Annotated in this window: 20 protein-coding genes; 7 read left to right on the forward strand and 13 right to left on the reverse strand. The window is 54.5% G+C overall.

Translation table 11 applies throughout. The features are described from left to right. Positions 1–7 precede the first annotated feature (7 nt). Positions 8–1,132: a hypothetical protein gene (locus VW41_21320; protein ID AJZ91377.1), complete on the reverse strand. Its 1,125-nt coding sequence runs from the start codon at positions 1,130–1,132 to the stop codon at positions 8–10. A 176-nt stretch (positions 1,133–1,308) separates the two neighbouring features. Here VW41_21320 and VW41_21325 point away from each other — a divergent pair, with 176 nt between their 5' ends. The 3 genes from VW41_21325 (at position 1,309) to VW41_21335 (ending at position 4,407) form a co-directional block, all read left to right on the forward strand. Next, positions 1,309–1,707, forward strand: a complete 399-nt coding sequence (locus tag VW41_21325; protein AJZ91378.1) for a hypothetical protein — start codon at positions 1,309–1,311, stop codon at positions 1,705–1,707. A gap of 173 nt (positions 1,708–1,880) precedes the next feature. Further along, entirely contained in the window at positions 1,881–3,251 is a 1,371-nt protein-coding gene (locus VW41_21330; protein ID AJZ91379.1) for a serine endoprotease DegQ, read from the forward strand. 88 nt (positions 3,252–3,339) lie between these two features. Further along, on the forward strand, positions 3,340–4,407 hold the full coding sequence (locus tag VW41_21335) for a serine endoprotease (protein AJZ91380.1): 1,068 nt from the start codon (positions 3,340–3,342) through the stop codon (positions 4,405–4,407). 57 nt (positions 4,408–4,464) lie between these two features. Here VW41_21335 and VW41_21340 read toward each other — a convergent pair whose 3' ends face one another. Then, entirely contained in the window at positions 4,465–5,400 is a 936-nt protein-coding gene (locus VW41_21340) for a malate dehydrogenase (protein ID AJZ91381.1), read from the reverse strand. A 488-nt stretch (positions 5,401–5,888) separates the two neighbouring features. Here VW41_21340 and VW41_21345 point away from each other — a divergent pair, with 488 nt between their 5' ends. From VW41_21345 to VW41_21355, 3 genes are all read left to right on the forward strand, one after another. Next, positions 5,889–6,359, forward strand: coding sequence for an arginine repressor (locus tag VW41_21345; protein AJZ91382.1), 471 nt, complete (start codon positions 5,889–5,891; stop codon positions 6,357–6,359). Between the two features lie 367 nt (positions 6,360–6,726). Continuing rightward, the gene (locus VW41_21350; GenBank protein AJZ92046.1) at positions 6,727–6,990 is read left to right on the forward strand and encodes a membrane protein; all 264 of its coding nucleotides are present in this window, start codon (positions 6,727–6,729) and stop codon (positions 6,988–6,990) included. Between the two features lie 124 nt (positions 6,991–7,114). Beyond that, on the forward strand, positions 7,115–7,381 hold the full coding sequence (locus tag VW41_21355) for a membrane protein (protein AJZ91383.1): 267 nt from the start codon (positions 7,115–7,117) through the stop codon (positions 7,379–7,381). Between the two features lie 71 nt (positions 7,382–7,452). Here the strand turns inward: VW41_21355 and VW41_21360 are convergent, their stop codons facing one another. The 5 genes from VW41_21360 to VW41_21380 form a co-directional block, all read right to left on the reverse strand. After that, a complete protein-coding gene (locus VW41_21360) occupies positions 7,453–7,725 on the reverse strand; it encodes a hypothetical protein (GenBank protein ID AJZ91384.1) in 273 nt (90 codons plus the stop codon). Positions 7,726–7,760: 35 nt separating this feature from the next. After that, positions 7,761–9,215, reverse strand: a complete 1,455-nt coding sequence (gabD, locus tag VW41_21365; protein ID AJZ91385.1) for a succinate-semialdehyde dehydrogenase — start codon at positions 9,213–9,215, stop codon at positions 7,761–7,763. Positions 9,216–9,454: 239 nt separating this feature from the next. Then, positions 9,455–11,416 (reverse strand): p-hydroxybenzoic acid efflux subunit AaeB, encoded by a 1,962-nt coding sequence (locus VW41_21370; protein ID AJZ91386.1) that lies wholly within the window; start codon positions 11,414–11,416, stop codon positions 9,455–9,457. Between the two features lie 10 nt (positions 11,417–11,426). Then, positions 11,427–12,359, reverse strand: coding sequence for a p-hydroxybenzoic acid efflux subunit AaeA (locus VW41_21375; GenBank protein AJZ91387.1), 933 nt, complete (start codon positions 12,357–12,359; stop codon positions 11,427–11,429). A 7-nt stretch (positions 12,360–12,366) separates the two neighbouring features. Then, entirely contained in the window at positions 12,367–12,570 is a 204-nt protein-coding gene (locus tag VW41_21380; GenBank protein AJZ92047.1) for a transporter, read from the reverse strand. A gap of 177 nt (positions 12,571–12,747) precedes the next feature. Between VW41_21380 and VW41_21385 the strand changes: the two genes are divergently transcribed. Beyond that, positions 12,748–13,695, forward strand: a complete 948-nt coding sequence (locus tag VW41_21385; protein ID AJZ91388.1) for a transcriptional regulator — start codon at positions 12,748–12,750, stop codon at positions 13,693–13,695. A 17-nt stretch (positions 13,696–13,712) separates the two neighbouring features. On the opposite strand, the gene tldD is transcribed toward VW41_21385, so the two are convergent. The 6 genes from tldD to VW41_21415 all read right to left on the reverse strand — a co-directional run bounded on the left by tldD (position 13,713) and on the right by VW41_21415 (position 22,799). Next, complete coding sequence (gene tldD / locus VW41_21390; GenBank protein AJZ91389.1) at positions 13,713–15,158, reverse strand: protease TldD; 1,446 nt, start codon at positions 15,156–15,158, stop codon at positions 13,713–13,715. Positions 15,159–15,244: 86 nt separating this feature from the next. Further along, a complete protein-coding gene (locus VW41_21395) occupies positions 15,245–19,057 on the reverse strand; it encodes a hypothetical protein (GenBank protein ID AJZ91390.1) in 3,813 nt (1,270 codons plus the stop codon). Positions 19,058–19,263: 206 nt separating this feature from the next. Continuing rightward, on the reverse strand, positions 19,264–20,733 hold the full coding sequence (locus VW41_21400) for a ribonuclease G (GenBank protein AJZ91391.1): 1,470 nt from the start codon (positions 20,731–20,733) through the stop codon (positions 19,264–19,266). Further along, on the reverse strand, positions 20,723–21,316 hold the full coding sequence (locus VW41_21405) for a septum formation inhibitor Maf (GenBank protein AJZ91392.1): 594 nt from the start codon (positions 21,314–21,316) through the stop codon (positions 20,723–20,725). Before VW41_21405 ends, VW41_21400 begins: the two co-directional genes overlap by 11 nt. Positions 21,317–21,324: 8 nt before the next feature. Continuing rightward, on the reverse strand, positions 21,325–21,813 hold the full coding sequence (locus tag VW41_21410; GenBank protein AJZ91393.1) for a rod shape-determining protein MreD: 489 nt from the start codon (positions 21,811–21,813) through the stop codon (positions 21,325–21,327). Continuing rightward, on the reverse strand, positions 21,813–22,799 hold the full coding sequence (locus tag VW41_21415; GenBank protein AJZ91394.1) for a rod shape-determining protein MreC: 987 nt from the start codon (positions 22,797–22,799) through the stop codon (positions 21,813–21,815). Before VW41_21415 ends, VW41_21410 begins: the two co-directional genes overlap by 1 nt. Positions 22,800–22,805 lie beyond the last annotated feature (6 nt).

The raw sequence follows: 22,805 nt of genomic DNA on the forward strand, positions 1-22,805 counted from the left end.
TTCATCGTCAGGGCAGATGAGGGCGGCGTAAATATTCCTCGCTTTGCATTTCCTGCAGCCTCGAAAGACAGCGCTGGAACTCAAATTTAAGTCTTTCCCCTTGATAAATAGCGAATAGCTCGGTCTCAGCGGACACAACCAGCTTTACGTGGCGCTCATAGAATTCGTCCACCAGGGCGATAAAACGACGCGCCTCACTCTCCATCAGCATCGTCATCACCGGCACATTAAACAGCAGGACAGTGTGGAACTGCCGGGAAAGCGCGATGTAATCATGCTGGCTACGCGCGTCCACGCATAGCGTGCTGAAATCGATAGCCAACGTCTGGTTCGCTATCCCAAGCGTCGCCATTGGTCGATGGTTGATTTCCAGCACCGGCGCACCTTCCCGCTTTGTACCGGCCAGGGCGACATAAAGCTTTTCCATTTGCTGGGCTGACGCTGTATCCAGCGGTGACAGCCAGAGATGAGCCTGAGTTAGCGTTCTCAGGCGGTAATCAATCCCGGCATCGACGTTCATCACGTCGCAATAGCGTTTAATTGCTTCAATGGCGGGTAAGAATCGCGCCCGCTGTAGCCCATTACGATACAAATCATCCGGCGGGATGTTCGACGTCGCCACCAGCGTGATACCTCGCGCAAAAAGCGCTTTCATCAGCGTGCCCAGCAGCATGGCATCGGTGATGTCAGAGACAAAAAACTCGTCGAAACACAGCACATCTGTCTCAGCCTTAAAGCCATCAGCGATGATTTCCAGCGGATCGGAGTGGCCTTGCTGCTGCGCCAGCTCCTCATGAACCCGGAGCATGAAGCGGTGAAAGTGCAGCCTGAGCTTACGCTCTCCCGGCAAACTCTGAAAAAACATATCCATCAGCCAGGTTTTACCTCGCCCCACGCCTCCCCACATATACAAGCCTCGAGCGGGTTCCTTCCCGGCCTGCTCTGCTTTTTTACTAAACAGCTTGCCAAACTTAGTCAGCAACCCACCGGCAGGCGCAGGTGTTTGAGCCACGGACAATGCCTGCCAGATAGCGTCCAGGCGCATAATCGCGTCGTGCTGTACGTCATCAGGTTGAAAACTGCCTTCTGCCAGGGCCTGCTGGTAGCGCGATGCAGGAGAGAGATTTTGCATGGTATTATTATGTTCCCTTTATAATCGGATAGCCGTTCACTGCCATTTTCGAACCGGTTGTCGAAAAAAAGGCCGTTCTACCCTAAGCGATGCAGCGTCAGGATTCCACTTCTCTTAGGTTAACGGTTATAGTGGCTACATTACCCTACGGAATCACAAGATAACGGGAGAAGTTCATGACTTGGGAATATGCGCTTATTGGGTTAGTGGTGGGCCTTATTATCGGCGCCGTAGCCATGCGTTTCGGCAACCGTAAGCTGCGCCAACAGCAAGCTCTGCAGTATGAGCTGGAAAAAAACAAAGCGGAGCTTGAAGAGTACCGCGAAGAGTTAGTCAGCCATTTTGCCCGCAGCGCCGAGCTGCTGGATAACATGGCGCACGATTATCGTCAGCTTTATCAGCACATGGCGAAAAGCTCCAGCAGCCTGCTGCCGGAAATGACGGCGGAAGCCAATCCGTTCCGTAACCGCCTTGCCGAGTCTGAAGCCGGTAACGATCAGGCGCCGGTTCAGATGCCGCGTGATTATTCAGACGGTGCTTCCGGCCTGCTTCGCGCCGGTGCAAAACGCGATTAATCCCTGCTTTGGCTTTCCGGGGCACAGTTCAAGTGCCCCATCCTTTCCTGACCCAGCTATCATTTAATTGTCTTGTGCTTTCTTATTACGCCATTGTGAGTCGATTGATATTTCAATAACATCAATTGCGTTAGTGGGCATTCCTTTTTCCAGGTGACGAGAGCCAGCATCCAATGAAGAAACAAACACGGCTGTTGAGTGCATTAGCGTTAAGCGTCGGCCTGACGCTCGGCGTATCCCCTCTGGCAAGTGCGTCACTGCCTTCCCAGGTTCCAGGCCAGCCGGCTTTGCCAAGCCTTGCGCCGATGCTGGAAAAAGTCTTGCCGGCGGTTGTCAGCGTTCAGGTTGAAGGCACCGCCTCAGCTTCCAGCCAGAAAGTGCCGGAAGAGTTCAAGAAATTCTACGGCGATGAAGCCCCCTCCGACACGCCGCAGCAGTTTGAAGGCTTAGGCTCCGGCGTCATCATCAACGCCGCCAAAGGCTATGTCCTGACCAATAACCATGTAATCAACCAGGCGCAAAAAATCAGCGTGCAGCTGAATGACGGGCGTGAGTTTGATGCCAAACTGATTGGCGGGGATGACCAAAGCGACATCGCGCTACTTCAGCTGCAAAACGCAACCGGGCTTACTGAAATCAAAGTGGCCGACTCTGACAAGCTCAAAGTGGGTGATTTTGCCGTTGCGGTAGGTAACCCATTTGGTCTCGGTCAAACCGCCACCTCAGGGATTGTTTCCGCCCTGGGCCGCAGCGGTCTTAACCTTGAAGGCCTGGAGAACTTTATTCAGACCGATGCTTCAATCAACCGCGGTAACTCCGGCGGCGCCCTGCTAAACCTGAACGGCGAGCTGATCGGCATCAACACCGCGATCCTTGCCCCCGCCGGCGGCAGCGTAGGGATTGGTTTTGCTATCCCGAGCAATATGGCCCAAACCCTCGCCAAACAGCTGATGGAATTTGGTGAAATCAAACGGGGCCTGCTGGGCATCAAAGGCATGGAGATGAACGCTGACATCGCCAAAGCGTTTAACCTTTCCACCCAACGCGGCGCGTTTGTCAGTGAAGTCCTGCCTCAGTCAGGGTCGGCAAAAGCGGGTGTTAAAGCCGGGGATATCATCACCAGCCTGAACGGTAACCCGCTGGGCAGTTTCGCCGAGCTTAGAGCAAAAATCGCCACAACCGAGCCGGGTACCGTAGTGAAACTGGGCCTGCTGCGCGACGGCAAACCGCTGGAGGTTAGCGTCACGCTGGATAAAAGCACCGCCTCTTCCGCCAGCGCTGAAATGATCCTGCCTGCGCTGCAAGGGGCTACGCTAAGCGATGGGCAACTCAAGGACGGCGGGAAGGGCATTCGGCTGGATAATGTGGATAAAGGCACACCTGCGGCTCAGGTTGGTCTGCACAAGGACGATATCATCGTCGGCATTAACCGCGAGCGCATTCATACCATCGCCGAAATGCGCAAAGTGCTGGAAACCAAGCCGGCGGTCATTGCGCTGCATGTGGTCCGCGGGGAACAGAGCCTCTATCTGCTGTTGCGTTAACCGGAGCAGAGAAACGGACATCGTCTGTACGATGTCCGTTCAACTCGTGCTATTCTGCGGTCGATCTCTCACTCATTAACTCAAACTCATGTTTCTAAAGATCTTACGTTCGGTGGTCATTGGGCTGATTGTTGCGGGGCTGCTGCTGCTCGCGATGCCATCGTTACGCAAAGCCGTTGGTCCACTCGTACCTGCGCAATACGACAGTACAGACGAAACGCCGATGAGCTTTAATCCGGCGGTGCGCCGTGCTGCTCCGGCGGTGGTGAACGTGTACAACCGCAGCGTCGGCAATAACGGCCAAAACCAGCTGCAAATTAAGACGCTCGGTTCCGGCGTTATTATGGATGGACGTGGCTACATCATCACCAACAAGCACGTTATCAACGATGCAGAGCAGATCATCGTCGCGCTCCAGGATGGGCGAGTATTTGAAGCACTGCTTATTGGCTCCGACAGCCTGACCGACCTCGCGGTGCTGAAAATCAACGCCACCAATCTGCCAATCATTCCTATTAACGGCAAACGCCAGCCGCATATTGGCGATGTTGTTATGGCCATCGGGAACCCTTACAACCTTGGGCAAACGGTGACCCAGGGCATTATCAGTGCCACAGGACGCATCGGCCTGAGCCCGTCCGGGCGGCAGTCGTTCCTGCAAACTGATGCCTCGATTAACCGCGGCAACTCTGGCGGGGCGCTGGTGAACTCGCTCGGGGAACTGATGGGCATCAACACCCTGTCATTTGACAAGAGCAATGACGGGGAAACGCCAGAAGGGATTGGTTTTGCGATACCTACCCAGTTGGCGACCAAGATAATGGACAAGCTTATCCGCGACGGTCGGGTTATTCGCGGCTACATCGGCATTGGTGGCAGAGAAATCACCCCACTTCATGGGCCGTCCACCGGCATCGATCAGCTACAAGGCATTATCGTTAATGCCGTCTCACCGGACGGTCCGGCGGCGCAGGCCGGTATTCAGGTTAACGACGTGATCATCTCGGTGAACCACAAACCGGCCATTTCGGCGCTGGAAACCATGGACCAGGTGGCGGAAATTCGTCCGGGCTCAGTGATTCCGGTTGAAGTCATGCGTGAAGACAAGAAGCTCACGCTGCAGGTCACCGTTCAGGAATATCCCGCCGGAAGCTAAACGGCGGACATAAAAAAACCGGAACCTTAGTTCCGGTTTTTTTTATCCAGCCGTCGATTACTTAACGAATTCTTCGCCCAGCTGAATATCTTTCTTCAGGGTATCCAGCATGCCTTCCATCGCGTTTTTCTCAAACGCGCTGAGGGTGCCGATAGCCTTGCGCTCAACGATACCGTTTTTACCCAGCAGCAGTGGCTGAGAGAAGAAACGTGCGTGCTCGCCGTCGCCTTCAACGTAAGCGCATTCAACAACATTGCTTTCGCCCTGCAGAGCGCGAACCAGAGACAGACCGAAACGAGCCGCAGCCTGGCCCATAGACAGCGTTGCGGACCCGCCGCCGGCTTTCGCTTCAACCACTTCAGTACCCGCGTTCTGGATACGTTTGGTCAGGTCAGCCACTTCCTGTTCGGTGAAGCTCACGCCAGGGATCTGAGACAGCAGCGGCAGAATGGTCACGCCAGAGTGGCCGCCAATAACCGGTACTTCGATATCCGTTGGCTGCTTGCCTTTCAGCTCGGCAACAAAGGTGTTGGAGCGGATGATATCCAGCGTTGTAACGCCGAACAGTTTGTTCTTATCGTAAACACCCGCTTTTTTCAGCACTTCTGCTGCAATCGCCACGGTGGTGTTAACCGGGTTGGTAATAATACCGATGCAGGCTTTAGGGGCAGTTTTCGCCACTTGCTCGATCAGGTTCTTCACGATGCCCGCGTTCACGTTGAACAGGTCGGAGCGATCCATACCTGGTTTACGCGCTACGCCCGCGGAGATCAGCACCACATCAGCACCCACCAGCGCAGGGGTAGCATCTTCGCCGGAGAAACCTTTAATTTTCACGTCAGTCGGGATATGACTCAGATCCACCGCAACCCCTGGGGTTACTGGCGCAATGTCATACAGAGAGAGTTCTGAGCCTGAAGGCAGTTGGGTCTTAAGTAGAAGGGCAAGCGCCTGGCCGATACCGCCAGCTGCGCCGAGGACTGCAACTTTCATCCTAAACTCCTTATTATGGTTAGCAAAATCGTGCCGTAACTCCATGCGGTGGCGACCATAATCCAGAGAGGAGGTAATTACAATCTTCCCGCCGCCAGATTGCGATATAAAACAATCATCGACTGCGTTGCTGCTGCATTTACTCGCCGGGAGGAACGACGCCATAGCGCCCGGTCACGACCTGATGTGGTTACATCAACGGCGGTTACATTACCCCTCCGCGCACACCAAAACAACATCATTTTGATAACATTTAATTTACTTTGAAGCTTATTTGCGAGTCGTGACACAGGCATGTTCGCCGATAACGAAATTTGATAAAATCGCCCGCTTTCATAACATTATTTCAGGCTGTTCTCCGCCGGATGATTCTTCCACCGTATTCAGGCCGCCGTATTATCAGGCATCTGAAGGAAGATGAACGATTTGCATAAAAATTCATTTAAATGCATAATAATGTTATCTCTTTTACCCAGGATAGGTTATTTATGCGTAACTCCTCAAAACAAGAAGAATTAGTAAAGGCTTTCAAAGCATTACTTAAAGAAGAGAAATTCAGCTCACAGGGCGAGATAGTTCAGGCGTTACAAAACGACGGCTTCGAAAACATCAACCAATCCAAAGTTTCCCGCATGCTGACTAAGTTTGGCGCCGTAAGAACGCGCAATGCAAAAATGGAAATGGTTTATTGCCTTCCTGCCGAACTGGGCGTCCCGACAACCTCCAGCCCGCTAAAAAACCTGGTTCTGGATATCGACTATAACGATGCGGTCGTGGTTATCCACACCAGCCCTGGCGCCGCGCAGCTCATTGCTCGCCTGCTGGATTCACTGGGGAAAGCGGAAGGTATTCTTGGCACCATTGCCGGGGACGACACCATTTTCACCACTCCGGCAAACAACTTCACGGTGAAAGAGCTGTACGAAGCCATTCTGGTGCTGTTCGAACAAGAACTGTAATTTCCTCCTCCTGGCAGCCCGCCGTCATTACACGGCGGGCCTCGCATTCGGTAATCTTCCGTAAACAAACCTCTATCCAGCGTATGGAATTGCTTCAATACCATTCCACAGGGCATTGTGCTGCACACTACCGCACAAATAGTTAAATTCACCCATATATATGATTTTACTTATATTTAACAAAAAAGCCGTGATAAAAACGTCTTTTTAATAACCTATGGGAATAAAAAATCATTTCGTTAACTTAAAGTTGCATAGGCAACAATTAGCAGGGTATTAATTTTTCCCGTAACTAGTGTATACTTAATTTCGTGATGAGGGTCACAGAACGATGACCCAACCAAAAGAATACGACGAGGAAAAAACCATGAACATGAAAGCCACTTTAGTTACCGCCAGCCTGCTCTCCGCTCTGTCATTCGGCGTTTTCGCCGCTGACTCTATCGACGCTCAGCAAGCGCAGAATCGCCAGTCACTGGGTACCGTATCCGTCGATGACATCGGCAGTTCTCCGATGGATATGCACGAAATGCTGAACCAGAAAGCTGAGCAAAATGGTGCTTCCGCTTACCGCGTGATCGAAGCCCGCACTGGTGGACACTGGCATGCAACGGCAGAACTGTACAAATAATCGTTCTTAGCCATAAGCCAGTTGAATTGATGTCGTTAGAAACGTTATGCCTCGGCGGCCCTAAGTAGAATAAATGCTAGTAAGCCCTTCCGGCCGCCACGTTAAACCTTCAGGAGTAAAGACTATGAAAACCAAATTAACTATCGCCGCACTGAGCCTGCTGTCCGTTATCTCTTTAGGCGCTAACGCAGCCGCACACCAGATCAACAGCGAACAAGCTCAAGGCCTGCAATCCATGGGTTCCATTTCTGTAAGCCAGGTCGGCAGCGCCCCAATGGATATGCGTCAGGAATTGTCCCAGAAAGCCACTGAACAAGGTGCCTCTGCTTACCGTATTACCGAAGCTCGTTCCGGTGATACCTGGCATGCAACAGCAGAGCTGTACAAATAAACCCTCGTCGTACTTGTCCTACGACTTTGCCCCCGTTCGCCGGGGGCTTTTTTATGCCTACGAATTACGCGCTAGCCGTGAATGTTAAAACGGAGCTGGCCTTCCAGTTCTTCTTCTGCCTCGTCAAAGAGCAGAATGAGCGCCCCGAATCTACGCCGCTTACTCTCAGGTAAGTGAGCAAACTCGATCTCCACGGGCAGCGGCAGCATTGACGCCGTGACCACGTCCCACAGGCTATCCAGATCGTGAACCTGCTCTTTACGTAGCGAGAGTTGCTCCGCAAACTGGCGATAGAAAGCCAGGTTGTCGTCGATGTGGTTAAAATCAAAAGTAAATTTTTTCATCGCTGCCGTCCTGACTCTTTTAAGCAAGCGCTGAGCTAAAGCCCGCCGATATGTAGCGTTTTCACTTCCAGGAACTCATCCAGCCCCAGCACGGAGCCTTCACGTCCTAAGCCCGACTCTTTCACACCGCCGAAGGGCCCCAACTCCGTAGAGACAGCGCATTCATTGATCCCGACCATGCCGCTTTCCAGAGCCTGCGAGACGCGGAAAACGCGCTGCAAATTCTGGGTATAGAAATAGGCCGCCAGCCCAAATGGCGTATTGTTGGCTCTTTCGATGACCTCTTCTTCCGTTTCAAAGCGGAAGCAGGCCGCAAGAGGGCCAAACGTCTCTTCCCTGGCAAGCTTCATATCGTCGCTCGCATCAATGATGACGGTTGGCTGCCAGAAATTCCCCCCCAGCTCATGGGGCTTGCCGCCGACAAGGGCTTTCCCGCCTTTTGCCAGCGCGTCATCAACATGCTCTCGCACTTTATCGACCGCAGATTGCTCAATCAGAGGTCCGACGATAACGCCCTCTTCCAGGCCATTGCCCACCTTCAGTTTCCTGACCTCTTCAGCGAGTTTATTCACAAAACTGTCGTACACATTTTGCTGAATAAAGAATCGATTAACGCTGACGCACACCTGGCCCGCATTACGGAATTTGTTAGCAATGGCGCCTTTTACCGCCGCGTCGATATCCGCGTCATCAAACACGATATAGGGCGCATTGCCGCCCAGTTCCATCGACACTTTTTTCATCGTTTCGGCGGCGTTACGCATTAGCGTTTTACCGACCGCCGTTGAACCAGTGAATGAGATTTTGCGCACCTGATGACTTGCCATGATGGCATCGCTGATTTCCTGCGTTGTCCCGGCAACGGCGTTAAGTACGCCGTCCGGCACGCCAGCCTGTGTCGCCAGTTCCAGCAGAGCAAAAGCGGAAAGCGGTGTGTTATTCGCAGGTTTGATCACCCCGGTACACCCCGCCGCCAGAGCAGGCCCAAGCTTGCGGGTCAGCATCGCCATGGGGAAATTCCACGGCGTGATCGCCGCAACCACCCCCACAGGTTCGCGCGTGGCCAGAATACGAGAACCGGGCTTAGCCGGAGGAATTATCTCCCCGTTGGCGCGTTTGGCCTGTTCAGCGAACCACTGAATGAAGCTCGCGGCATAATCCACCTCGCCCTCAGCCTCTTTGAGCGGCTTCCCCTGCTCAAGGGTCATTAACCGGGCGAGCCAGCTTTTGTTCGCCAGCATCAGTTCAAACCAGCGGTAGAGAATTTCAGACCGCTGTTTAGCGGTTTTCGCCCGCCAGGCGGGGAAAGCTTTGCTGGCGGCATCAATCGCGGCTTCGGTTTCTCGTTTGCCTGCCCGGGCCACTTTAGCCACTATTTCCCCCGTCGCAGGATTCAGTACATCAAAAGTGTCTTCAAGCGAATGCCACTTGCCTGCAACCAGATAACCGGTTTTAAAGAGTTCACTTTGCTGGAGTGTCTGATTCGTCATAATTGCTCCCGTTCCTAAGTGTTCATCCCATTGACCGCAGTTAAGTATAGATAGAAAAAAGCCGACGCAGGCGTCGGCTCAATGTTGCTGGCAATAAAGGGAAAAAGCGTGGTTTTTCCCTCTCTGTGGTTATCAGCCGAAAATCAACGCATTGATTTTCCTTTTTGTTTAAACGTGCCATCCGATATTTCTTCTATCACCAGAGGCTTGTTAGTCGGCTCTTCAGGCTAGGGCTGGGCTCAGGCACTGATCAGCGTGTGCCGGTAGCGGTGTAAAATATCCGCCAGCCGTTTCACCGGCTCGGTTACCTGCAGCGGCGCTTCCCACAGGCGAAGCTTCTCCTGATAAATTTCGAGCTCACCTAAAAGTCTTTCGTAATAGCGTTCTCTCTTATCATCGCTGCTGGCAGAAATGACCTTATCCGCCGTTTTGCGCAACTGCCGGTGGAAGGCAGAGAGATCGTCATTCACCGGGATAGGCGCATCGCGCAGGCGTTGATGCGCGATGATTAACGTCAGTGCCAGCCGATAGCGGTCGATATCGCCAGGGAACATGTTCAGCAGTAAAAACAGCTGCTGATAAAGCGCCGGAAGGTGGTTCTCTTTACGCCGGGCATTATTGGTTGTCAGCGCCGATACCGCAGCGGACACAAATTGATTCAGCAGCGTGCGGCCCGTGCGCTCTTTCGAGTTATCGCGGATCAGCAAGATCACCATCATGGCAAGGAAACAACCGACGATCTGCCCCAGCGCGCTGTCCAGGAAGCTGCTGAAATGGAACGTCATCGGGTTATCCAGCACGATAATATTTATCGTCCCGGCCAGCGCCCCCATAGAGCCCAGCCGCCGCTTCTGTACCTCGATGCCCATAAAGAAGCCCAGCAAGGCAAGGCTGATACACAGCAGCAGCATACTCTGCTGCGTTGACGGCAGCACCACAAGGAAGTAGAACGCGCCGAGCGGAAGCGCCACCAGCATGCCATAAAGGAAGTCGAGCGAAACCATGCGCGGATTAGGCAGGCGCATCGCCAGCGCTGTGACCACCGCAATCATCACCATCGCTCCACTGCCGGATGTCCAGCCGGTCCACAGCCAGAACAGGCTTCCAAGCACGCAGGAAATCGTCGTGCGCCAGAAGTTAATCATCGCGTGGTGGCCTTCGGCGGATTCCACCTTCACCACCGCCTCGCCGTTCAGCACTTCTTCTTCAATCGCACTCACACGGCAGTTACTGATAAACCCGCGCTTCAACAGCAGAAAACGGGTTGAGGCGGAAATCCAGGAACCAATGGTGATCGGCGTGGCCTTTTCGCCCATCACAGAAATCGCCCGGCGTAACACTTTCATGCGCTTATAAACGTCGTCGGCGGTTTCCACTTCGGCGGCAAAAAGCTGACGGAATTCTGGCGTGACATATTCAGGCCGGGTGTTTTGAATAAGGAAGGTTTCACAGGCCTGCGTGATCAGCGTCAGCGAAAGCGTATTAATCGCTTTCAGGCGGCGGTTGGCCTTCGCCCAGCGGGCAGACTCCATATTCAGGTTGGCGCGCATGCCGTTCAGCGCGGTGACTTTACGCACCAGCCCGCTCCAGGCTTTATCCACCTCTTCTTTATCGCCGTGGGCAATGCAAAGCTGCATCAGCCGGTATTGATCCACCAGCAGATTATCCAGTTCCCGATCAATTTCCTGCTTGATGGATCGCGGCGAAAACAGCAGGTCAGCAACGATGGCACAGACAATCCCGATAACGATTTCGCTACAGCGCTCAACGGCAAACTGCGGCGTGGTCAGCGGAGCCACCTGAATAGTCACCACAATGATAAGCGCAGTGTAGCCAGCCAGCCCCCAGGCGTAGGAGTTTTCGACGCGAACCAGCGAAGAGATCCAGGTACAGAACCCAGCCCAGATACAGCACACCAACAGCATGACCACCGGGGCACGAATCAGGGTAATAATGATAACCAGCGCGGCCGCGCAGCCGATAAACGTCCCGATAATACGCAACATCCCGCGGTAGCGGATAGCCCCGGAATAGGGTTCTCCACCGGCGGCAAAAGCGGGCCCGGCGGCAACAATCGCGGCGGTTAGCACCGCCCAGCGTGGCGTTTCCAGCTCAAAGTGAAAACCGACAAACACCGCCAGCACAATGGCAAAAGCGAGCTTTATCGCAAAGCGGACGTGTAGCCTGGAAATGTTATACATAGCGGCCTGCTTAACCGAACTCGCGCAGGCGATGCATCAGCTTGATAAACGCCGAGTCGTTCTCTGCCTTACGGTCTTTTTCTCCCGTCACAACGACGGTGGCCGTTGTCCCGGCGGGATACAGATTGCCCATCTGTTCATCGAGGCGGATTCTGACCGGTACGCGCTGAGCAAGGCGCACCCACTCAAGGTTGGAGTCGACGGTTGCCATGCCTTTTGAATCGCTGGTACTACTGGCGTTCGTCACCCCGGCAGAGATGCTGTCGACGCTGCCTCGCAGTACACGGTTGCTGCCGAGCGGCGTAATCTGCACGCGATAGCCCGGACGAATGCCTTCAAGTTTGGTCTCTTCCATGTAGGCCAGAATGTAGAATGAATTCTGTTTTACCAGCGCCACGGAGGTCGCGCCGCGGTTAATAAACTCCCCGGTATGCACGTTAAGGTTTGTTACCCAGCCGTCCGCCGGGGCGCGAATCACCGTCCGCTGCAGGTCGAGTTTAGCCAGGTCGCGGGTCGCCTGTGCTTTATCCAGTTGATGAAGTACGGTTTGCAGCGAGTTGTTGGACTGATCAATCTCTTCACGCGACATGGCCTGAATGCCAAGGGAGTTACGCCGCCCGGCTTCACGACGCTTCTCGGAGGACAGCGCCTGGTAATAGGCCACGTCAGCTTCGGCCTGCTCAAGCGCTTTCTGATAGCGCGGCTGATCGATGGTGAACAGGACCTGGTCTTTTTTCACCAGTTGATTGTCCTGGACATTAACGCTGGTAATAAGCCCGGATACGTCCGGCGCAATGGCAACGACGTCGGCGGTAAAACGCGCGTCGCGGGTCCACGGAGACTCGGTATAAAACACCCACGCGCGGAAGATAGCGATGAAGGCCAGCAGCACCAGCAAAAGCGTGATAGCGGTACGGGTTATGTTTCTTGTTAGTATTTTCACATCAACCTCAAACGAACAAACGCGAAATCAGATAAAAAAGGCAGCAATAGAGCGCTGTATTGAATAATGCAGGGTGCCAGACAAAATCATAGATGCCGGTTGGGGTCAGCAGCCGACGCGCCAGCCAGAACGCTGCGAGCGACAGAATTAATTCGAAGAATATCGGCGGAAACGAAAGACCGAATATTACGATAACCGGAAATAGACTCATTTTGACCTTGATAAGATAATGCAGGCGATACATAACTCGACGGCAAACCGCGACGGAGAGGCCAGAAAAGGCGGGCGAGCGTGCGGTATGAGTTATGTTAATAATAATATATTAACGTAACTGTTACCCTGTTATCTATAATGTGTGATCTAAATCACTTTTCACTCAGAGTGAACAATGGAACGACTGAAACGTATGTCGGTGTTTGCCAAAGTCGTTGAACTTGGCTCCTACACCGCTGCCGCAAGGCAGCTACAAATGAGCGTCTCTTCCATCAGCCAGATAGTGTCCAAACTGGAAGATGAGCTGCAGGTTAAGCTGCTCAACCGCAGCACCCGCAGCATTGGCCTCACTGAAGCAGGTAAAATTTATTATCAGGGCTGCCGCAAAATGCTTCACGAAGCACAGGAAGTCCACGAGCAGCTTTACGCCTTTAACAACACGCCCATCGGCACGCTACGCATCGGCAGCTCTTCAACTATGGCACAGAATGTTCTCGCCGACATGACCGCCGAAATGCTGCGTGAACATCCCGGCCTGACGGTCAACCTGGTAACGGGCATACCGGCACCTGACCTGATTGCCGATGGGCTTGATCTGGTCATTCGCGTGGGCGCTTTGCAGGATTCGAGCCTGTTTTCCCGCAGGCTGGGGTCGATGCCAATGGTAGTCTGTGCAGCCAAAAGTTATCTGCAAATTCACGGCACGCCGGAAAAACCTGCCGATTTGGCTAACCATTCATGGCTGGAATACAGCATCCGGCCGGATAACGAATTTGAGCTGATTGCGCCCGAAGGGATCTCAACCCGCCTGCTGCCTCAGGGCCGCTTTGTGACTAACGATCCAATGACGCTTAGCCGCTGGCTGAAAGCCGGGGCAGGTATTGGCTATGCGCCGCTGATGTGGGTGATCGATGAGATCAATAGCGGGCAACTGGAGATCCTATTCCCGCGCTACCAGTCCGATCCCCGCCCGGTGTACGCGCTGTATACCGAAAAAGACAAACTGCCGCTAAAGGTGCAGGTATGTATTAACTATCTGACGAACTATTTTGTGAAGGTATCGGAGCTTTATCAGGGCGTGCAGGGCAGGAACGGGAAGGCAAAACAAACGGGCCGGAGCTAGTCCGGCCTCATATTAACTCAGGCAGTACCGCCCACGGTCAGGTTATCAACCTTCAGGGTTGGCTGGCCGACGCCAACCGGCAGACTTTGGCCCTCTTTACCGCAGACGCCCACGCCATTATCCAGCGCCAGATCGTTACCGACCATTGAAATCTGCTGCATGGTTTCGATACCAGAGCCAATCAGCGTGGCACCTTTCACCGCCTTAGTCACCTTCCCTTTTTCAATCAGGTAAGCTTCTGAGGTAGAGAACACAAACTTGCCGGAGGTGATGTCTACCTGGCCGCCGCCGAAGTTTGGCGCGAAGATACCGTACTCCACGGACTCGATAATCTCCTGCGGCGTGGATTTTCCGGCCAGCATGTAGGTGTTAGTCATGCGCGGCATTGGCAGGTGGGCATAAGACTCGCGGCGACCGTTACCGGTTGGCGCGACGCCCATCAGGCGGGCATTCAGCTTGTCCTGCATATAGCCTTTAAGAATACCGTTTTCGATCAGCACATTGTACTGACCCGGCACACCTTCATCATCAATAGAGACGGAACCACGGCGGTCAGCCATCGTGCCGTCATCCACCACGGTACAGAGTTCAGACGCCACCAGCTGGCCCATCTGCCCGCTGAAGACCGAAGTGCCGCGGCGGTTAAAGTCGCCTTCCAGACCGTGACCGACCGCTTCGTGCAGCAGCACGCCAGGCCAGCCTGCACCCAGTACCACCGGCAGCATGCCCGCAGGGGCCGCAACGGCTGACAGGTTCACCATCGCCATGCGCACGGCTTCTCTCGCCCAGGCATCAGCACGAACTTCACCGTTCACGCTTTCCAGGAAATACTCATAGCCAAAACGACCGCCGCCGCCGCTTGCGCCGCGCTCGCGCTTGCCGTCTTCCTCAACCTGAACGCTAACCGACAGGCGCACCAGAGGGCGAACATCCGCCGCCAGCGTCCCGTCCGTGGCCGCAACCAGGATCAATTCATACACGCCGGTCAGGCTGGCGCTAACTTCCTGAACGCGGGCATCCGCAGCGCGTGCGACGCTGTCCACGCGTCTCAGGATGTCGAGCTTCTCTTCACGCGTCATACTGGTCAGCGGATCGACGCTGGTATAAAGCGCGCTGTGTGGAACGTTACCCAGCGTACGGGCACGCCCGTCGCCCTGCTCACGAACGATGCTGCGAGCCGCATGAGCGCTTTGCTCCAGCGCCTGTAAAGTAATTTGATCGGCATAGGCAAACCCGGTTTTCTCACCGCTAACCGCACGAACGCCAACGCCCTGATCGATATTCCATGAACCGTCTTTAATAATGCGGTCTTCCAGCACCCAGGATTCATGATAGCTGGACTGGAAATAGAGATCGCCGTAGTCGAGACGGCGCTCGGACAGCTGCCCGAGGATGGAAAACAGATCTTGATGGGTTAAGCCATTCGCAGACAGCAACTGCTCACTTACCAGGTTAAGACTCATCGTTTCGCTACTCTTATTGCTTATCGCCCGTTTGGCGAGGAATGGTTTATTTATGGAGCTTGCGGCAATTAACCGCTAACGTCAAATCAGTGAGCTTCGCTGGTGCGCGGCTGACGTAGCACTTCATCAATTTTCGGTTTATCTACTGGGCCGGTAATGCTGTAGCGCAGCACCGAGATTTTACTCCACAACGGGCCAAGCACTTTACTGGCGGCAAACACCGCAGCACCGACTATCGGGTTAACCGCAAAAGCAGTAGCCACGCCGACCGTCGCGGAGATTTCAGGGGCGACAACCGCTTCCATATTCAGCTCGCGACGGACTAAGTCCACCGAACCTTTCATCGCAATGTCCGCCTCCAGCCCATCAACCAGCGTATCGTCAGTATGCAATACGCCCTCTTTTATCCAGGCTGTGCTGCGAATCGAGTCATAGTAAAAGCCGCTGCCAAAGGTATCGCTAAAATCGAAACGCAGCTTACGCAACAGCGCGTCAAAACTGACCAGGCGCAGAAGCTGGCCCGCATGGCCCGTGCTGACGTCGGTAATTTGCCCTTTTCCGAGTTTGGTATGCAGAATGCCGTTCAGCGAAGCTTCATCCGGCTTCCAGGGCACCGCTCGCCAGTGCAAGTCATAGTCAAGGTCGAAAGAAGAGCCCTGCAGCGGCGTTTTCACACCAAAGAAGTTAGCGGCCGCGTCAAGCTTATCGCCCTTCAGCTTGCCTTTAAGGGAAGTACGCTCGCTCCCGGGCTTGTTCACCCACTCGCCGTCGGCGGTGAGGCGCGCAAAGCCGGTATCTACCAGCCCATTAGCCAGCTGCAGCGTGTCGCCATTAATCGTCACATCCCCTTCAATGCGGCCATATTTCTGCCCCCACAGCCAGCACTCCGCACAGCGCATCTGCACATTTGGCCAGCCGCGGAAGCTAAGCGCATCGCTGTTTTCCGGCACCTGCAGCGTATCCCCTCCGTTCGCAGCGCCAGGGAGAACGCTCCAGTTCGGGTTGAAATAGAGGTATTTCACGCTGGCCTGCCAGGGCGCGTTGTTCTTCATGCTCAGCGAGGCATTTATTTCACGCCCCTGAGCCTCAACCTGTGTGCCGTCCAGCACCGGGCGAGAAATCAGGCTCAGGTTATGCCATTGCTGCCCCGCCAGCGTTAATGCGGGTGTGCGCAATGTCACTGCGGATGGGAACACCGTCGCCCCCCCTACGCTGTCCGCCGCGCCTTCGCTAAAGAGCGCCAGCCACTGGGCACCGTCCATTGCCGGCAGATCGAGCTCCACGCCCGGTTGCTCCGGCAAAGGCGGCACGGTTTTACTGTCCGTCGCCCAGATAGCCCGATCAAGAGTGAGTTTTTTATTAAGCAGCCAGCGGCTGGCGAAATGATTGAGTGCACCCGCGTTACCGGTAAGATCGAAACTCTTCAAATCGCCCTTAACGGCGATATTCAGCGGCAGTGCAGCACCGGATTTTTTATCCACCGGCGCAGGTAAGTGACTACTCACATTTTTCAGGTCACCGGCCAAATTTATCTTGTAGTTGGCGCTGCCGTGATAAGGCAGAGTAATAGCCACATCGCCTTTCCACGCCATGTTTCCGCTGACCGCATCGTTGACCTGCTTGGGCAGGACGCCGGTCTTATTGGGCTGCCAGTCACCGTTCAGATTAACGCCAATCTTGTAGTCCTTATCGCCGGTTTTGGTGTTGAAGTTCAGGCTTACCGGCTGATTAAACCAGCTCGCGCTCATCGCTTCGCTCTGCAGGTCACCGTTGGTAAAGCTGAATTTGCCGCTCAGATTATGCAGCGTGCTGCTCAGCGGTTTGATCAGCAGCGTGTTGTTATTTAGCAGCACGTCGCCTTTCGCCGTCGTCATCTCGCCGGTCAACGGGATATCCAGATGTAAGCGAGCGTTCACATCGCCACCAATCTGCAGTTCATCCAGCGCGGCGGCCAGGGAATCATCCAGCGGCGTATCTTTGAAATAAGGCCCTACCGCGCTGCCCGGGCCATTGATGTCGGCGTCAATCAGCAGCTTCTCTTTGGCATAATCGGGAATATTCGCCGTCAGGTTGGTGGCCGTTACGCCGCCCAGCTTGACCGAATTGCTGTTCATCCACAGCCCGTTATTGATGAAATCGAGCGTAATATCGAGGTTTTCCAGCGCAGGCCAGTCCGGCTGGAAAGCAAATTTAGCGTTCCGAAGCGGGACGTAAACTTCAAACTGGCCTTCGTTGTGCTCGTAGGGGAAAAGATGCGGATTGCCGCCGTACACCAGCGTGGCGTTATCGGCCTGGCCGCCCTGAATCGCTGAGCTAAGATAATCCGTCAGCTCCTTGCCCATCAGGTTTTCCGGGAAATAACGCCAGGCGTCAGCCCCATTATCAGTGCTGATACCCGCCAGAATACCCAGCCACGGATCTCCGCTAGCGGGCTGGAAGTAGCGAAAATCACCGCGCGCCCAAACGGAGCGCGCCTTAACGTCTATGTTCTTGCCGTCTAACTGGAAGCCGTCTGCATTTTTCTGCCAGGCAAGCGTCGCAATGCCTGTCTTAATTTCAAGCGGGGCGCGGAAGACACTTTCATAAGGCATTTTGGCATCGGCCAGCTCGGCATTAAGCTGCCCGTTTGCGACGCTGCCGGTGACCGAGCCTGAGAAATGCTCTACGCCCGGCAGCAGCTTCCACTGCTTCCAGCTCACATCATTCCAACGGGCCTGCATGCGCGTCAGCTCGGTTTGCTGGAGCGGAATGTCCAGCGCCAGCACATCAATGTGACCCTGAGGCTGCAGCGAAGTCCAGATGTCGCCCAGCTGAGGCGAAATTTTGGCGGCAATGGGCAACAGGCCATTGAACCGGGCCAGCTCCATGTTGCTGGCACGCACGCGCAGTTCATCGCTGCGCTGGCTTTGCTTTCCACTAACGTCCTGCGGCGCTATCCAGGCCACGGAGAGCGAGCCTTTTGGCCAGGTCTGGTCATCCAACGTGATATTGGTGGAGGGGATAGAAAGCTGCCAGCTGGATTTCTCCCGGCTGACCTGCGCCATCAGGTTATCGACTGACAGCGAGTGCGTCACGCTATCGGTACCCGGCCAGCTTGCCCCGCCTTTTTTCAGCCAGATGCTGCCGCCGCTGATATCGCCTTCCTTCACGTCCATCCAGGCCTCAAGGCTAAAACGGGCGCTTTTCAGATCAACATTGTCTTCCATCCAGCGGCCCAGCCAGGGCTTAACGTCCACGTCATCCGCCTGCAGCCAGACCTTGCCGTTGTTCAGAATGCCGTTTTCATCTCGCAGATCCATACGGACGTTAGCCACGCCGTGCTGCCCGTTAAAGCTGGACAGGCTGACCTGGCCTTCCGCGCGGTGGCGGTTCTTACCGTTAAGCCAGGTAAGCTGAGGAATAGAAAGTTCGGCCCGCTGGCCTGAGAGCGTCAGAAAGCTGAGGGAACTGTCGCGAAGATCGAAGTGATCGAACTGGCGCAGGAAAAGATCGCTGATTTTGTCCGCTTCCAGCGTAGCATCGCCGCCGTTCTGGCTGAGCGGCGTGTTAGTACGCATTTGCAGCTGGTAAAAGGTCAGATCGCGAAACTGCCAGCGGGCGTGAAGCAGGCTTTGCCAGACATCCAGCGCCAGCGTAACGCGTTTAATGCTCAGCGTGCCGCCATCTTTCAGACCGGCTTTAACGTCGCGGACATCGAGCGTGGGGCCAAAATTCTCCCAGCTTGCCTGCAAATTACTGACTTCCACCGGCACGCCGGTGGCGGCTTCAATTTTATCAAGCAGGGCAGGTCGCCAGGCATCCAGATGCGGCAAAACGAGCCGCAGGCCACTCACCAGTAGCGCGACGATAACAACCAACGTTACGCCTGTGAGCAGCAGAATGCCGGGCAGTCGCCTCACCTTTCTCTCCTTGTCAGCCTTACGTGCAACATGCGCATCCGCGCATTTGAGGTTGCTGACAAAGAGGGAAAAAACATGGTTTTTCCCTCTTTGTGGTTATCAGCCGAAAACCAATGAATTGATTTTCCTGTTTTTTTTGACTAATCGTCTGGTATTTCTTTTATCATTAGAGGTTTGCCAGCCGTCTGAAATGCGCATCCGCGCATTTACATCATCACGACGTCAAACTGCTCCTGATTGTAGAGCGGTTCGATCTGAACTTTGACCTGTTTACCCACAAAGATTTCTACTTCAGCCAGCGCGTGAGACTCTTCACTTTTCAACGCTTCTCCCACCGCAGGAGAAGCATAGACCAGGAAACGGTCGGAATCGTAGGCATGGTGCACACGAACGATTTCACGCATGATTTCGTAGCAGACCGTTTCCACCGTCTTTACCGTACCGCGGCCGTGGCAGGTCGGGCATTCGTTGCACAGCACATGCTCTACGCTTTCGCGCGTGCGCTTGCGGGTCATCTCAACCAGACCGAGCTGGGAGAAGCCGTTAATACTGGTCTTCACGCGATCTTTACTCAGCGCCTGCTCGAGGGAATGCAGCACCCGGCGGCGGTGATCTTCATTACTCATATCGATAAAGTCGATGATGATAATACCGCCCAGGTTACGTAACCGAAGCTGCCGCGCGATGGCCTGAGTCGCTTCGATATTTGTATTAAAAATTGTGTCATCAAGGTTGCGGTGGCCTACGAACGCGCCGGTATTAATATCCACCGTGGTCATCGCTTCAGTCTGGTCGATAACCAGGTAGCCGCCGGACTTCAGCTCCACTTTACGCTCCAGCGCACGCTGGATTTCATTCTCAACGTCGTAGAGATCGAAAATCGGCTGCCGACCGCTGTAATGCTCGATTTTGCTGGTCATTTCCGGCATGTACTCGGCGGTAAATTCGAGCAGCATTTCATAGGTCAGGCGGGAATCGACGCGAATTCTGTCCAGCGCCGCATCGGCAAAGTCACGCAATACGCGCTGGGCCAGCGCCAGTTCGCCGTACATCTGGTAGCGGGTTTGATTCCGCTTTTTGCGCTCGCTGACTTTAGTCCACACGCGCTTCAGGTAAGCCGCATCAGAGGCTAAGTCTTCTTCGCAGACGCCTTCGGCAGCGGTACGAATAATGAAGCCGCCATGCTCATCGCAATATTCATTCACGATACGCTTCAGGCGGTCACGCTCGGCTTCGCTTTCAATACGTTGGGAAACGCCAACGTGCGAGGCGCCAGGCATGAAAACGAGGTAACGGGAAGGAAGCGTAATGTCGGTGGTCAGGCGCGCGCCTTTAGTGCCCAGCGGATCTTTTACCACCTGCACCATTAAATCCTGCCCCTGGCGAACCAGTTCGGCAATATCGCGCACGCTAAAATTCTTTTGCTCCTCACCGGCAACACACTCGGTGTGCGGCATGATGTCAGAAGCATGAAGGAACGCCGCCTTGTCCAGGCCAATATCTACAAACGCCGCCTGCATTCCAGGCAACACCCGGCTAACGCGACCTTTGTAGATATTCCCTACTATTCCGCGGCGCGCTTCGCGCTCAATATGAATCTCTTGCAGTATGCCACCGTCAATATAGGCCACCCGTGTCTCTGATGGGGTAACGTTGACTAATAATTCAGCCGTCATCTTTTCCTCGTCCGTCACGCAGCGCGTGAAAATTGCTCAGCAACTCACCAGTTTCCACCAGCGGTAATCCCACCACTGCATGATAACTGCCATTAATCCTTTTAACGAAACAGCCACCAAGCCCCTGAATACCGTAAGCCCCGGCTTTGTCCATAGGTTCACCGCTGGCAATATAGTCGGCAATATCCTGTTCGGATAAGCGGCGGAACGTCACGTCGGTTACCACCAACGCTTCCAGCACCTGAGTGGCGTCGGCGATAGCAACTGCAGTCATTACCTGATGCTGATTGCCGGAGAGCAGACGCAGCATCTGTGCGGCATGCCCAGTATCCTTTGGCTTTTCCAGCACTTCGCCGTTAAAGATAACTATCGTATCAGCCCCCAGCACAGGCAAATCCTCGGCGGCCATCGCTACCCCGGCCTGCGCTTTTTCACGCGCCAGACGACGGACATACTGCTCCGCGCTTTCGTGCGGCTGCCGCTGTTCTTCAATGCCAGGCACGAGGCGTTCGAAAGTAACGCCCAGCAGGGTCAGAAGCTCCTGACGGCGAGGCGAACCGGATGCCAGATACAACGTAGTCATGTTTACCTTTATTGCACAGCGAATTGCTGGCGAACTTTGCGCATTAACAGGAAAATCCAGGGCCACAGGATACCGTTAACTACACTACTCCAGAACACTTCCGGTCTGAAAGAGACGTTGATCACTAAAAATTCTGACCAGAAAACAATGATGTCTGTGACCAGCGAGAGCAGCATGACAACCAGCGCCTGCTGCCAAAGGGCGAGGTTACGGAAAAGCTGGTATTTCAGCGCCACCAGGTAAGCCACAATACTTAATGATAGAGCGCGTACGCCAAGCGTGGAGCCGCTAATTAAATCAAGTATGGCGCCCACGATTAAACCCGTCCCGACGTTCACGCGGTGCGGCAGGGCTAAAATCCAGTAAAGCAGGATCAACAATACCCAATCTGGCCGGTAGAACTTGAGGTTATCCGGCCAGGGCATTACCTGCAGCAGCAGGGCAATCAAAAATGAAAGCCAGATAACCCAACGGCCCTGGCTACGATAGCTTCCCACTACTGTGCTCCCGTAGCAGGCTGTGTAATCCCGGTTGCTGGCGCAGGGACCGGCGCAGGAGGGCCCATTGAACCCGGCGGCGGCAGAACCTGAGGCATCATCTGCATCAGGCGCTCATTGGCCACGCTGTGGACTTCCTCAGGCGGCATTGGCGATGAACCGTTTTTATCCGCTCCCCAGAGCAGCAGCAGATAACGCAGACGCTGCAGACCGGCGGTAGGACGAGCCTGAATGACGGTGTAGGCGCGCTGAGTATCCAGCTTCACGGATGACACAACGCCAACCGGATAGCCTTCCGGGAAACGGCCGCCAAGACCAGAGGTCACCAGCACGTCCCCGACACGAATATCGGTATTAGCCGGCAGATGCTCCAGCTGCAGATCGTCCGTGCAGCCGTTGCCGGCGGCGATCACGCGGATATCGTTACGCAATACCTGAATCGGCAGCGCGTGGGTGGCATCGCAAATCAGCAGCACCCGGCTGGTCAACTTCGCTACGGCGACAACCTGACCCACAACACCTTTATCGCTGATGACCGGCTGACCTTCGTACACGCCGTTCACGCTGCCCTTGTCGATCACCACCTGATCGCTGTACGGATCGTTAACGGTGGAGATAACCTGGGTCACCATTTTTTGCTCATCCTGACGCAGAGGGGAACCGAGCAGCTCGCGCAGGCGCGCGTTTTCCTGCCGGTATTGACCCAGCATCAGCAATTCACTGTTTTTCAGGATTAACTCCTGACGCAGAACCCGATTTTCAAGTTCAAGCTGGTCGCGCGATGCCAGCGTTTGAGACACGCTGTCGAGTAATTCACGGGGACCATTAGAGACAAAATAGAAAGGACTGACGGCTGTATCCATGTATGTTCGAATTTGGCTGAACATACCGAGGCGGCTGTCGGCAATAATGACACCAAGCGCAACCAGCACCGCCAGGATAAGGCGAATCTGTAGCGACGGGCCACGGCTAAAAATTGGCTTCATAGGCTA

This window comes from Klebsiella michiganensis (assembly GCA_000963575.1).
Classification (GTDB): Bacteria; Pseudomonadota; Gammaproteobacteria; order Enterobacterales; family Enterobacteriaceae; genus Cedecea; species Cedecea michiganensis_A.